This is a genomic window from Falsibacillus pallidus (genome assembly GCF_050990905.1).
Taxonomy (GTDB): Bacteria; Bacillota; Bacilli; order Bacillales; family DSM-25281; genus Falsibacillus; species Falsibacillus pallidus_A.
This window is the reverse complement of record NZ_CP158866.1, coordinates 2,916,330-2,929,190: the sequence shown is the minus strand read 5'-3', so window position 1 is coordinate 2,929,190 and position 12,861 is coordinate 2,916,330. Positions and strand designations below refer to the sequence as shown.

At 43.4% G+C, this 12,861-nt stretch carries 12 protein-coding genes; 7 read left to right on the top strand and 5 right to left on the bottom strand.

The annotated features are described in order from the left end of the window. The first annotated feature begins 93 nt into the window (after positions 1 to 93). Complete coding sequence (locus ABTV07_RS15415; protein ID WP_433743659.1) at positions 94 to 237, top strand: hypothetical protein; 144 nt, start codon at positions 94 to 96, stop codon at positions 235 to 237. 31 nt (positions 238 to 268) lie between these two features. Here the strand turns inward: ABTV07_RS15415 and ABTV07_RS15410 are convergent, their stop codons facing one another. Next, positions 269 to 1,603, bottom strand: coding sequence for a cytosine permease (locus tag ABTV07_RS15410; protein WP_433743657.1), 1,335 nt, complete (start codon positions 1,601 to 1,603; stop codon positions 269 to 271). A gap of 269 nt (positions 1,604 to 1,872) precedes the next feature. Here ABTV07_RS15410 and ald point away from each other — a divergent pair, with 269 nt between their 5' ends. Then, a complete protein-coding gene (gene ald, locus ABTV07_RS15405) occupies positions 1,873 to 2,991 on the top strand; it encodes an alanine dehydrogenase (RefSeq protein ID WP_433743655.1) in 1,119 nt (372 codons plus the stop codon). 68 nt (positions 2,992 to 3,059) lie between these two features. Here the strand turns inward: ald and ABTV07_RS15400 are convergent, their stop codons facing one another. After that, complete coding sequence (locus tag ABTV07_RS15400) at positions 3,060 to 4,154, bottom strand: M24 family metallopeptidase (RefSeq protein ID WP_433743653.1); 1,095 nt, start codon at positions 4,152 to 4,154, stop codon at positions 3,060 to 3,062. A 218-nt stretch (positions 4,155 to 4,372) separates the two neighbouring features. Here ABTV07_RS15400 and ABTV07_RS15395 point away from each other — a divergent pair, with 218 nt between their 5' ends. From ABTV07_RS15395 to ABTV07_RS15385, 3 genes are all read left to right on the top strand, one after another. Continuing rightward, on the top strand, positions 4,373 to 5,053 hold the full coding sequence (locus ABTV07_RS15395) for a metal-dependent hydrolase (protein WP_433743650.1): 681 nt from the start codon (positions 4,373 to 4,375) through the stop codon (positions 5,051 to 5,053). Between the two features lie 148 nt (positions 5,054 to 5,201). Continuing rightward, positions 5,202 to 5,441: a hypothetical protein gene (locus tag ABTV07_RS15390; RefSeq protein ID WP_433743648.1), complete on the top strand. Its 240-nt coding sequence runs from the start codon at positions 5,202 to 5,204 to the stop codon at positions 5,439 to 5,441. An 80-nt stretch (positions 5,442 to 5,521) separates the two neighbouring features. Continuing rightward, the gene (locus ABTV07_RS15385; protein ID WP_433743645.1) at positions 5,522 to 6,829 is read left to right on the top strand and encodes a DRTGG domain-containing protein; all 1,308 of its coding nucleotides are present in this window, start codon (positions 5,522 to 5,524) and stop codon (positions 6,827 to 6,829) included. Between the two features lie 247 nt (positions 6,830 to 7,076). Here the strand turns inward: ABTV07_RS15385 and ABTV07_RS15380 are convergent, their stop codons facing one another. Further along, entirely contained in the window at positions 7,077 to 7,385 is a 309-nt protein-coding gene (locus ABTV07_RS15380) for a YtpI family protein (RefSeq protein ID WP_433743642.1), read from the bottom strand. Positions 7,386 to 7,483: 98 nt separating this feature from the next. Between ABTV07_RS15380 and ABTV07_RS15375 the strand changes: the two genes are divergently transcribed. Next, positions 7,484 to 8,422: a DHH family phosphoesterase gene (locus ABTV07_RS15375; protein ID WP_433743640.1), complete on the top strand. Its 939-nt coding sequence runs from the start codon at positions 7,484 to 7,486 to the stop codon at positions 8,420 to 8,422. A 45-nt stretch (positions 8,423 to 8,467) separates the two neighbouring features. Here ABTV07_RS15375 and ytrI read toward each other — a convergent pair whose 3' ends face one another. Both ytrI and ABTV07_RS15365 read right to left on the bottom strand, forming a co-directional pair. Beyond that, positions 8,468 to 8,971 (bottom strand): sporulation membrane protein YtrI, encoded by a 504-nt coding sequence (gene ytrI / locus ABTV07_RS15370; protein WP_433743637.1) that lies wholly within the window; start codon positions 8,969 to 8,971, stop codon positions 8,468 to 8,470. Continuing rightward, positions 8,968 to 9,300, bottom strand: a complete 333-nt coding sequence (locus tag ABTV07_RS15365; protein ID WP_114745129.1) for a YtrH family sporulation protein — start codon at positions 9,298 to 9,300, stop codon at positions 8,968 to 8,970. Before ABTV07_RS15365 ends, ytrI begins: the two co-directional genes overlap by 4 nt. Before the next feature lie 175 nt (positions 9,301 to 9,475). On the opposite strand from ABTV07_RS15365, the gene dnaE reads away from it, so the two are divergent. Next, positions 9,476 to 12,841: a DNA polymerase III subunit alpha gene (dnaE, locus tag ABTV07_RS15360; RefSeq protein WP_433743634.1), complete on the top strand. Its 3,366-nt coding sequence runs from the start codon at positions 9,476 to 9,478 to the stop codon at positions 12,839 to 12,841. Positions 12,842 to 12,861: the final 20 nt, after the last annotated feature.

Genomic DNA, 12,861 nt, shown 5'->3' with positions numbered 1-12,861 from the left:
GCGCCACTGGCTTTCATTACCATCCATTTCACAGTTATAAATATCAATTCCATTCAAATACTAACCAGGAAAACAAGCATGGGAGGAATTGAGATGCGTAAACGCGACCCGAAAGAAGAATTGAATTACAACGAAGAAGGCTTAAATGAAGTAAGCAGCCAAATTCTGAATGTCTATGCAGAAGGCACCTTCGACAAAGAAGCAGCTGAGCAGGAAGAAATAGAAACAACAGAATAAAGAAAATGGCCGCATACTAAGCGGCCATTTCTTATTGCTGCAGATTTTGATTGGTGGTGCGCATGGGTGTGCTTTTTCCCATGCTCTTTATTGAGAAATAAAAGAGGAACGAAAAGACAAACACAAGAAATCCCGGAGACCATTTCTCAGGCAGCAACAGATAAAGGACAGCTGATAATAAAATGATCCACAGCCCCTTGAAATTATACGGGAATGCCCCCGATGCAATCGAAATAAGATCATCCTCTGTAAGCACAAGCTTCTTAAAAAAGCAGAAATCAGCTATGATGACAGCAGAAATCGGTATGATCAAAGCACCAAGGCAGCTGATATATACCTTTGCATTTTCAACCAGCCCCGGAAAACAGCTTAACAGTATAGCGAATGTACCAAACACAATGGAGCTTCTGATACGTCCCAATGAAGGTACGGCATTGAGCAAACTGAATCCCCCTGTATAAGCATTACTCAAATTGATGGAGATCATCGAGACCAGTGCGCAGATCAAAAGAATGATTGTCACAAAGATGGAACCTGACAGGGCACTCCCTGAAACGAATGGGTTCAGGTTTTGGGTAAGTCCGGCTGAAAGTGCCCCCAATAAAGCCGTCATGAAGAAGCCAACAGCATTTCCAGCGAAGAGGCCAATTGCTCCATGTTTTGTGCTTTTGGCGTAGCGGGTCACATCGGATGATGCACTAACACCTGATACATATTGAACAAATGCAAGACTTGAAAAAAAGAAAAAGGAGGAGGCTGAGAATCTTCCGGTCTCATGGAGGGTGGAAGATGCCCCCTCTTTTATGAATATATAAAGCAGGATGATCTGTCCGATAATGAGAATCGGCATAAAATACTTCGTCGCTTTTTTCACTGCATCAAATCCCACCAGAGCCAAGACAGTCATAACGACAGCAAGGATGATGGCAATTGGCATAAAGGGAAGGGTAATCTCAAAATAATCCTTTGCCATTTCAGTGATGACAATGGTCCCGCCGATTGTCTGTACACTGAACCAATAAAGGGAAGTGAGGGACCTGATCGGTGAAGATATGTACCGGGCAACCTTAGTTCCCAAAATGGAGCGGATGGCATATTGGGCAGGCAATCCGTATTTAGCTCCTGGCAATGAAAGGAGGGACACAAAAAGAAATGCCAGTGCAGCCCCTGAAAATGTGGAAGCGATCGCCCAGAAAATGGGGAGCCTTCCATCAAGTACGGCAAGGGCAGGAACAATGAAATTTCCTGAGTTTACAGAAAAGGATAGTTGAATGATAAAGTAGTCAAACCAATTGGACGTTTTAAGTTCTGTCGGAACTGCTTCAAGACCGAGGCGCTCCAATTTATCTGTTTTGGCAGTCTGCATGTTGAATTCCTTCTTTCTCATTGAGGCTACTGTACCATTTTAGCGAAAAGACAACAGGATTGAAATATTCAGATTATAAAACGGCAAACGAGCGGAAATACTAGTATAATGAGCCCAAATATTTTTTCTAAAATGTAAGTGTTTTCAAAATACTTTTTCCGGCAAAAAATATGCTTAATAATGCTTCGCAAATACTCATTTATAATGTTATATTAAATAAGTATTTGAACATGTCACACTAAAGAATTCGAATTTAGGAGGTATGTGGTATGCGTATTGGTGTACCTAAAGAAATAAAAAACAACGAAAATCGTGTAGCAATGACACCAGCTGGAGTTGTTCATTTAGTTAACAACGGCCATGAAGTTTATATTGAAACAGGAGCGGGTCTGGGATCTGCCTTTACTGACGAAGATTATCTGCAAGCAGGTGCGAAGATTGTTGGTTCTGCACCGGAAGCATGGGATATGGATATGGTCATGAAAGTTAAGGAACCGCTTCCATCTGAATACAACTACTTCCGTGAAGGCCTGATTTTATTTACATATCTTCACCTGGCTCCAGAACCGGAGTTGACAAAAGCTCTTGTCGACAACAAAGTAGTGGGAATCGCTTATGAAACAGTACAGCTTCCTAACGGCTCCCTGCCATTATTGACTCCTATGAGTGAAGTGGCTGGACGCATGGCTTCTCAAATTGGTGCTCAGTTCCTTGAGAAGATCCATGGTGGAAAAGGCATCCTTCTATCCGGCGTTCCAGGTGTTCACCGTGGACGTGTAACAATCATCGGTGGAGGAGTGGCTGGTACAAACGCTGCGAAAATGGCAATCGGCCTTGGGGCACAAGTTACAATCATCGACTTGAACCCTGAGCGTCTGCGCCAATTGGATGATATCTTCGGAAGCGATGTAACTACTTTGATTTCCAACCCTCTCAACATTGCAGAGGCTGTTAAAGAATCAGACCTTGTCATCGGTGCAGTTTTGATCCCTGGAGCAAAAGCACCTAAGCTTGTTACTGAAGAAATGATCAAATCCATGACCGACGGTTCTGTCGTAGTGGATATCGCGATTGACCAAGGCGGTATTTTCGAAACAACAGATCGCATCACTACACATGATGATCCGACTTATTCTAAGCACGGTGTAGTGCATTATGCTGTTGCTAATATGCCTGGTGCCGTTCCACGTACATCTACAATGGCGTTGACAAACGTAACAGTTCCTTATGCAGTTCAAATTGCAAACAAAGGCTATGAAAAAGCTTGCCTTGATAATGAAGCATTGCTTAAAGGAATCAATACTCTTGATGGATATGTAACATTCAAAGCAGTTGCAGAAGCTCATGGAGTAGACTATTCTGATGCAAAATCATTGCTTGGAAGATAAATACTGGCAAAAAAACAGGCTGGACAAGTTCCAGCCTGTTTTTTTATAGCTTTTTATTGGTGTCACAATTACACGTACTGTAACTCTTTAGGGAACTTTGTAAATAATTCATACCCGTCTTTCGTGACGAGGATGTCATCTTCAATCCTGACTCCTGCCACATTCGGCACGTATATGCCCGGTTCGATGGTGAATACCATTCCTTCCTCAAGGACAAGGTCATTCGTTTCTTTGATGTCCGGATACTCATGGACGCTTATTCCAAGACCATGGCCAAGACGGTGTGGGAAATACTCTCCATAGCCTGCATCTTCAATCGTTTTACGTGCAATCCGGTCCAGTTCACTCACTTTGACTCCAGGCTTCACTGCTTCCACAGCTGCCAGTTGGGCTTTAAGAACAGTATTATAGATCTCAAGCTGCTTGTCATTCAATTCTCCATAAGCGACCGTCCTCGTAATATCAGAGCAGTAACCGTCCAGGACAACCCCGAGATCAAATAAGACAAGGTCTCCTTTTTTGATTTCAGTGCTGCCAGGATTTCCGTGTGGAGAAGCTCCATTTTTCCCGGTCAGGACCATCGTAGAAAAGGACATTTCGGAGATCCCTTTTTTCTTTAATTCATACTCTATCTTTGCGATGATCTCCATTTCAGAAGTGCCTTCTGCAATTTCTTCCACGCCGAGTTTTACCGCATAATCCGCAAATTCAGCAGCTTTTCTTAAAATTTCCAGTTCCTGTTCATCTTTAATCAGACGGAGGACTTTCATTTTTTCTTCTGCTGAGACCACTTGTGCTCCAGGGTAGCGGCTTTGAAGCTCTTCAAATCTCTCTACGTTCATATGTTCTTTCTCCACAGCCCAAACATTGATCTGGTCAAACAATTCATTCACTCTGTTTTCAATGAGGTCCCAAGGACGGTCTGTGTCGCTGTGGGCGATGATTTCATGATTCCATCCGGCATTTTTAGCATCCTCCTTATCCAATGCAGGGCAGACAAGAATCGGCTCTTTATCTTGGAAAACAAGGACCCCAAGGAGCCTTTCATGAGGTTCGCTCCTGAAACCGCTTAAATAAAACACATTTTCCTTTGAAGTGATGAAAGAAGCATCAACGCCTGCCTGCTTCATCCAATCCATAAATTTCTGCAGTCTATTGTTCATATGTATTCCTCCCAAAATAGGATGAGTGTCTTCATAAAAAAGAGTACCAACAATTATTTTGGATGTAAACTGTTAAACAAATCTGAATAGAACATCCGAGTGTTCCTATCTTTAGACATTCAAAAAACCATAAGATAAAATGTTGATATGGAAAGGCAAGCAATCCTTTCGGCAATGGTCTATAAAAACATGAAATCAAATGATTAGGAGTGGTTACAGTGAAAGTTTCATATCATGGACATTCAGTCTTAAAAGTAGAAACAGGCGGTAAAACCATCTTATTTGATCCATTCATCAACGGCAATGAATTGACTGACCTTAAAGTTGAAAATGAAAATCCAGATGTGATCATCCTCACACATGGCCACGGGGACCATGTAGGTGATACGATTGAGCTTGCCAAAAAAAGCAATGCACTTGTCATTGCACCGAACGAACTTGCAGTATATCTTGGGTTCCAAGGTTTGAATACCCATCCTATGCACATTGGGGGCTCTTTTCAATTTGATTTTGGGAAAGTCAAATTGACTCAAGCCTTCCATGGCTCTGGCTATGTTACTGAAAATAATGAGATCATCTACATGGGCATGCCTGCAGGAGTGTTATTCACAGCTGAAGGCAAGACGATCTACCACGCAGGAGATACAGGCTTATTCTCGGATATGAAGCTGATCGGTGACCGTCATCCCATTGATGTTGCATTCCTTCCGATTGGGGATAACTTCACAATGGGGCCGGAAGATGCTGCCTATGCGGCAGAACTTTTGCAAGCCAAAATGGTAGTCCCGATCCATTATGATACATTCCCTCCAATCAAACAGGATCCGAATAGTTTTGTGGAAATGCTTAAAGATCAAAACGGCAAAGTGATGAAGCCTGGGGATTCTATCGAACTATAACAGTCTGCTTAAGAAAGAGGCATCAACCTTCAGAAGAAGAGGGTGATGCCTTTTTCCATACTGGAACACAAATCAGCAGTGTCTTCTTTTGTATTTCTTCCTCACCCCCTGCATAGAATAGAACAAGCTTTGAAAAGGGGGAAGGGAAATGAAACAAAGGTATCTTTTATGTCTGCTGTTGAGTGGGCTGCTATTGTATTATGGACTGCCGAATCTTGATTTCCACAGCGGGGGGATGGAAGGGATTTTTACAGTGGCATGGTCGGTGTTTGCCCTTTTTGTCATTTTGGGAAATCTGTCTGGCCTATTATATTCTCCTAAAAAGAATAAATCATGGGCGGATGCAAAAACAATTAAAGAGGATAAGCGTAAAATGCGCGCTCATTAATGGTGCAGAAATTGAATATCCAAGCTTTTCAACTTATAATAATGATAATAGAGAGGTCCAGATAGAAAAGGGTGAAAAGCTTGGCTACAAAGCATGAACAGATTTTGAATTACATAGATGAGCTTCCTGTCGGTGAAAAAATTTCCGTCAGGCAGATTGCGAGAGCCATGAACGTCAGCGAAGGAACTGCTTACAGGGCCATAAAGGACGCTGAGAATAAAGGATATGTCAGTACAATCGAGCGTGTGGGCACCATTAGGATTGAACGGAAAAAGAAAGAAAACATTGAGAAGCTGACTTTTGCCGAAGTGGTAAATATCATTGATGGACAAGTTTTAGGTGGAAGGGATGGACTTCATAAAACGTTGACGAAGTTCGTCATCGGCGCCATGCAGCTCGAAGCAATGATGAGATACACCGGGGCGGGCAACCTGCTGATTGTAGGGAACAGGATCAAGGCGCATGAACAGGCTCTTCGTGCTGGCGCAGCTGTATTGATCACTGGTGGCTTCGATACGGATGACCACGTCAAAAAGCTTGCGGATGAACTGGAGCTGCCGATTATTTCAACTAGCTACGACACGTTTACGGTTGCGACCATGATCAATCGGGCCATTTATGACCAGCTGATCAAGAAAGATATCGTTTTTGTTGAAGATATATTGACCCCGCTTGAACAGACAATTTATTTGAAAACAGGCGATTCAGTTGAGATATGGCATCAAAAAAACAGGGAAACGGGACATAGCCGATTTCCTGTTGTAGATCAAAGCATGAAAATCCAGGGAATGATTACTTCCAAAGACATCATTGGACAGGAAATGAATGCGGGCATCGAAAAATTAATGACGAAGAACCCCATTACGGTTGGTGCCAAAACGAGTGTTGCATCAGCAGCACACATGATGATCTGGGAAGGGATCGAGGTCCTTCCAGCGGTCAATGAACAAAACCGCCTTCAGGGAATCATCAGCCGGCAGGATGTCTTGAAAGCCCTGCAAATGATTCAGAGGCAGCCTCAAGTCGGGGAGACAATCGACGATATCATGACAGACCGGATGACGGTTTCAGAAACGTTGAATGATACCTTCACTTTTGAGGTAAGCCCGCAGATGACCAATCAGCTTGGCACCATTTCATATGGGGTGTTTACAACTATTGTGACGGAAGCTGCAAACAGGTCCTTGAAAAATTTTAAAAAAGGCGATTTGGTCGTTGAAAATATGACGATCTATTTTATCAAACCAGTACAAATGGAAAGCCTGATTGAAATCAGGCCAAAAGTATTGGAGGTCGGCAGGAAATTCGGAAAGGTCGATGTCGAAGTCTTCCATGAAGGTGTGCTCGTTGGAAAAGCACTGATGATGTGCCAGCTGATTGATAGATAGAAAAGCGGAGCCGGCTGTCCAGAGGCGCCGAGGTTGGACTGAAGTGCTGCGAGATAAAGGAATCACGAAGAGCGCCAGCGATTCGATGATGACTTATCGTAAGCGCGCTGAGGGAAACCTCCCAGCCTCTAGCCGGCGGAGCTGGATCAGGAAAAGCGGAGCCGACTGTCCAGAGGCGCCGAGGTTGGACAGAGAATAATAAAAAGAACCGATTCTTTAGGAATCGGTTCAATCGATGAAAGGTAGATTAACCCTGCTTCTCTACTTCTTCCATTTCTTTGATAGCGTATGGAAGATAGAAACGATAGGCTTTGAATCCAGCCCATATACTGAGTGCCCCAACGATTATAAACAGGGCTGCGACGATATAAGTGGTTGTAGAATGATACAGGAACAGCTGGTTGACCCCGAACAGGCCGACAAAAAGCCCCAATGCAATGCTTGATTTCCCTGAGAGGGATTTTCGCTCCATTGGCAGGCTGCTCCGAACGTATTTCACCTTGTAGTATATATAAAATGAAAGTGACAATACGATGATGACTACTAAAAATGGCATGATTTTTCCTCCAGCATTCGACAATATCTATCCTATATTGTAACGATTGGAGTCTGAAAAATCCATACTATTCCATAACTTATTAGAAGGTGAAAATAATGAAGGATAAAATTTTGGATGTGATCAAGCAATATTCAACCATCATCATACACAGACATGTAAGGCCCGATCCCGATGCATATGGTTCTCAGGGGGGGCTTGCTGAAATGCTCAAAGCTTCCTTCCCGGAAAAACAAATTTTCGCAGTCGGACAGGAAGAACCTTCTCTTCATTTCTTAAATAGACTTGATACGGTCACGGATGAACAATATGAAGGTGCCTTGGTGATTGTCTGTGATACCGCCAATCAGGAAAGGGTCTGTGACCAGCGCTATACTAAAGGAGAAACACTAATCAAGATCGACCACCATCCAAATGAAGATCCCTACGGAGATTTGTTATGGGTGGATACTTGCGCCAGTTCTGTCAGCGAGATGATCTATGACTTCTATCTTTCAGGCAAAGAAGATGGGCTAGTGATGAATGATCGTGCTGCCCGCCTTCTTTTTGCGGGGATTGTGGGGGATACGGGAAGGTTTTTATATCCAAGCACCACCCAGAGGACGTTTGATTATGCCGGTGAACTTATCCGTTATGATTTTGACCGGACCGAGCTGTTCAATCAAATGTATGAAACAGATCCTCAAGTATTAAAACTTCAGGGATATGTCCTTCAAAATTTTAAATTAAGGCCGAGCGGGGCAGGAGTGCTGATCTTGAAAAAAGATCAATTGAAGGAATTCCAGGTGTCACCTTCAGAAGCTTCCCAGCTGGTCAGTACACTTGGCAGCATTAAAGGGATAAAAGCTTGGTGCTTCTTTATTGAAGAAGATGATCAGATCAGAGTGAGGCTGCGTTCGAAAGGCCCAGTGATCAACCAGCTTGCAAAGAAATATAAAGGCGGTGGCCATCCGCTTGCTGCAGGCGCATCTGTCCATTCCTGGGAAGAAGTCGAACAAGTGACCAGGGAACTGGAAGAGCTGTGTTTGAACAATTAATAGATTCCCTTTAAAAAGGTTCATTCTAGGCTGGCCGATTAATTTTTAATCTGCCAGCTTTATTTCCGCAGTAATCTGTATCGTTGTATAGAAGAATATTTCTTTAATTGTAAATGTGTATCGTTTTTCGTTGATTTTGACTGTTTTATTCTCGATGGTCTTTTTGACGAGTTCCTTATTTTTATAGACCGCATTCAAATCTTTTGCTAAAAGAGGACGCAGGTCTTCCCTCAATTCATCCGTCTTTTCATTCAGTGCCTGAGAGTTGATATGATACCTTGATGCATTGGTGATCCTGATTTCGATCCCCTGCACAGTCAGCAGCTCCTGATTCTTCTTATTTAATGCGGCGAACTCTTCCTGCCAAATCAATTTCTCATTTTCCAATTCCTTTATGATATCTCGTTGATCTTCCAGTATTTTTGCCTGCCTGTCCTGCATCGTACCGAACATGAACAAAAAAACGACCCAGCTGATGCATCCACCAACAGCGATGCCAGCGAGGAGGCGCTGCCATTCTGGACGGCGGTATAGAGGGGGAATTCTCATGATATTTGCTCCTGGGTAAACCAGCGGATAATTTCAGCAGCGCACTGCGCTCCGCCCATTGCCGATAATATCAGCAGCAATTGTTTAAAAAGATCTTTCGTATCGCCTTGCAGGAATCCTTTTTCAAAACTGTAGACAGTGTCAAATGTGCCCCCGATGGCCGCAATGATCGCCCATATCCTTATGTTCACAGATATTTCAGCGATCTTAGTAAGGATCGGTTCGCCTGTTATAAAAGCTGAAATGCCTCCAATGAGGGCTCCGCCGATCATAACACCAAAAGAAATAAAAAAACTCTCAAAAAAAGCAGGAAAAAAAGCTTCGTTCATGGCAGAATCATCCCCGGTCCTATAAAAGTCTTCATTAAATATATATGGGACAAACGTGTACCTTATGATTATATGAACGCTGCCCTCTATTTTTCCTTGTTTTAAGTACGAACATATTTTCTTTTTTTGCTATACTAGATATATCTTAAAAGTTTGGATAAAGGAGTGAACCGACATGTCGTTCATTCACTTGCAGATAACCACTTCCTATAGTTTGTTATCAAGTACGATTTCGATCGAGCAAATGATAGACGCCGCGCTGGCGGATAACCATAAGGCGCTTGCCATCACAGACCGGAACGTTTTGTATGGTGCAATACCTTTTTATAAAGCATGCAAAGAAAAAGGCATCAAGCCGATCATCGGGATGACAGCGGATGTTCTTAAAATAGGGACGCAGGATGAAGCGTATCCACTGGTGCTTCTCTCAAAGACAGCCGAAGGATACAGAAACCTGATGAAAATTTCCAGTGTCATTCAGACCCAGTCCCCAAAAGGAATTCCCTTGAAATGGCTGAAAGGATATAGCCGGGGACTGATTGCCATGACTCCCGGAAGGAAAGGGTTAATAGAATCACATTTATTAAACGATGAAATGGAAGAGGCTGAAGAATCGCTTCGCATTTTGAAAGGGGCATTCGAAGAAGGATGTTTTTTTCTTTCCCTTCAAAAACATGGACTCCCCGGCGAAGAAAGTCTCTTGACTCAGTTAAGGGAGCTTTCCCAAAAATGGCATGTCCCTCTTGCTGCTGCCAATGATGTTCAATATCTCCATAAGGATGATTCATTTACCCTTGAATGCCTGTGGGCAATAAGGGATGGATGGAAGCTTTCTGATGATGAGAGGCCGAAGCTTGGAAGCAGCTCCTTCTACTTGAAGACGAAGCAGGAAATGGCAGAGTTATTCGCTGAGGATGTCGATGCCCTGGAGAACACAATCAAGATTGCAGAAGCCTGCAATGTGGATTTGGAGTTTCACAAGCGGCTGCTGCCGAAATACCCGCTCCCGACAGGTCAACAGCCGCATCGCTATCTAGAAGACTTATGCTTTTCAGGGCTGGAAGACAGAGTGAAGGATGCCGGTGCAGAATATAAGGATCGATTGACATACGAGTTGGATGTCATCAGAAAAATGGGATTCAGCGATTATTTCCTCATAGTTTGGGACTTCATGAAATATGCAAGGGAGAAAGGTATCCTGACTGGACCTGGAAGGGGGTCTGCAGCAGGATCCCTTGTAGCATATGTCCTGAAGATAACGGACGTTGACCCGATAGCAAACGATCTATTATTCGAACGATTCTTAAACCCCGAAAGGATCTCCATGCCGGATATCGATATCGACTTTCCTGACCACAGAAGGGATGAAATCCTTCAATATGTAGCCGGCAAGTATGGAGCGATGCACGTCGCCCAGATCATTACGTTCGGTACACTTGCGGCAAAGGCGGCATTAAGGGACGCTGCCCGTGTTTTCGGCTGCAGCTCCAAGGAACTCGAACAGCTTTCCCGCCTGGTTCCGTCCAAACCTGGCTTGAAATTGAAAGATGTCTATGAGGAGTCGCCAGCTTTAAAGGATTTCATTACTCAATCAGACTATTATCAGAAGTTATTCTCTACAGCACTAAAAATGGAGGGGCTTCCACGCCATGCTTCCACTCATGCTGCAGGTGTGGTCATCAGCGATTCGCAGCTGGTGGACGAGATACCCATTCAACAAGGTCAAAATGGACTTACGCTGACTCAATATCCCATGGATGTATTGGAAGAAATCGGTCTGCTTAAAATGGATTTCCTTGGCCTCCGCAATTTGTCTCTGCTGGAGAGAATCATCACTTCCATAAAAATCGGCATAGATAAAAAAATCGATCTGGACCGTATTCCCTATGATGATGAAGCCACATATAAACTATTAAGCCGCGGAGAAACGACAGGAATCTTTCAGCTTGAATCCGATGGGATGAGAAAGGTCTTGATGAGGCTGAAGCCGACAAGGTTTGAAGATATTGTTGCGGTGAATGCCTTATATCGTCCCGGCCCGATGGAAAATATCCCATTATATATTGAAAGAAAACACGGCTTGAAGCCGATTGAATATCCACATCAGGATTTGGAGGAATTTTTAAAGGTGACTTATGGAGTCATCGTCTATCAGGAGCAAATTATGCAGATTGCTTCTAAAATGGCAGGTTTCTCCCTTGGGGAAGCGGACTTGTTGAGAAGGGCCGTATCCAAAAAGAAGAAAGACGTCCTCGATCAGGAGAGGGCTCATTTTGTCAAAGGAGCCGTTTCAAAGGGCTACAATGAACAAACTGCCCATTCTATCTATGATTTGATCGTAAGATTCGCTGATTATGGTTTCAATCGAAGCCATGCTGTTGCGTACAGTATGATTGCTTGCCAGCTTGCTTATTTAAAGACACACTATCCTCTTTATTTTATGGCATCGCTTCTGACGAGTGTCATTGGCAATGAGGATAAAGTGGCTCAATATATAAAAGAATCACAACAGATGGGCATTAAAATCCTGCCTCCTTCTATTAATAACAGCCAATTTCCCTTTATGGTTGAAAGAGAAGGGCTCCGATTTAGCATAGGTGCCATCAAAGGGATTGGAGCTGCTGCGCTGAGGGGCATAGTAGAGGCAAGAAAGAAACGGCCATTCCTTGATTTATTTGATTTTTGCGTGCGGGTCCCTTCAAAGGCGGTCAATCGAAAAACCCTTGAATCCCTGATTTTCGCCGGCTGCTTTGATGAATTCGGGCAAGACAGGGCGACACTGCTTGCGAGTATTGATGCCGCTCTTGACCATGCAGAACTTGTCAGTCCGGAAGATCAAGGATATGACCTTTTTGAAGATGAAGCTGCTTTTCAAATCAAACCGAAATATACAGAAGTTGATCCCATGCCGCTTCTGGAAAAACTGAGCTTCGAAAAGCAGGCGCTTGGATTATATTTATCCGATCACCCTGTGAGCCCCTATCAGGCTGAATTTGATAAAGCTGGATGTGTACCATTAAATGAGCTTGGAAATGAAAAGAAAGGGAAGTCAGCTGGCGCATACATCACCTCCGTCAAGACTATCCGTACAAAAAAGGGAGATGTGATGGCTTTCCTCAATGTAAGCGATCAATGGAGCGACATTGAATGTGTCGCTTTCCCTAATACCTACAATAAAATAAGCGCATTATGCAAAGAGGGAAACATTGTGATCCTTCAGGGGAATATAGAGGAGAGGAATGGCAAAAGACAGCTCATCATCCAAAAAATGATGACCATCGAAGATGCCGTTAAGGATCGGAAATCAACAGGGAAAAAACTATATATCAAAGTTCCTGTGGAAAACCAAAGTTCTGAAGGCCTCAACCAGATCCATTCCATCCTTCAGAGGTTCAAGGGGGATGCCTGTGTCATCCTGGTATACGAAAATCAAGAAAAAGTCCTTCAATTGTCACGGAAAGATTGGGTCAATCCCACTGCGGAATGTCTGTCCGAACTGAAAAAACTCCTGGGCGAGGAACATATTTTTCTAAGTCAATAAATCCTTTACATCCAAATAGG

Excerpts from the sequence above, each read along its gene's own strand:
- ABTV07_RS15415 (WP_433743659.1), top strand. The coding sequence starts at position 94 with ATGCGTAAACGCGACCCGAAAGAAGAATTGAATTACAACGAAGAAGGC.
- ABTV07_RS15410 (WP_433743657.1), bottom strand. The coding sequence starts at position 1,603 with ATGCAGACTGCCAAAACAGATAAATTGGAGCGCCTCGGTCTTGAAGCA.
- ald (WP_433743655.1), top strand. The coding sequence starts at position 1,873 with ATGCGTATTGGTGTACCTAAAGAAATAAAAAACAACGAAAATCGTGTA.
- ABTV07_RS15400 (WP_433743653.1), bottom strand. The coding sequence starts at position 4,154 with ATGAACAATAGACTGCAGAAATTTATGGATTGGATGAAGCAGGCAGGC.
- ABTV07_RS15390 (WP_433743648.1), top strand. The coding sequence starts at position 5,202 with ATGAAACAAAGGTATCTTTTATGTCTGCTGTTGAGTGGGCTGCTATTG.
- ABTV07_RS15380 (WP_433743642.1), bottom strand. The coding sequence starts at position 7,385 with ATGCCATTTTTAGTAGTCATCATCGTATTGTCACTTTCATTTTATATA.
- ABTV07_RS15375 (WP_433743640.1), top strand. The coding sequence starts at position 7,484 with ATGAAGGATAAAATTTTGGATGTGATCAAGCAATATTCAACCATCATC.
- ytrI (WP_433743637.1), bottom strand. The coding sequence starts at position 8,971 with ATGAGAATTCCCCCTCTATACCGCCGTCCAGAATGGCAGCGCCTCCTC.
- ABTV07_RS15365 (WP_114745129.1), bottom strand. The coding sequence starts at position 9,300 with ATGAACGAAGCTTTTTTTCCTGCTTTTTTTGAGAGTTTTTTTATTTCT.
- dnaE (WP_433743634.1), top strand. The coding sequence starts at position 9,476 with ATGTCGTTCATTCACTTGCAGATAACCACTTCCTATAGTTTGTTATCA.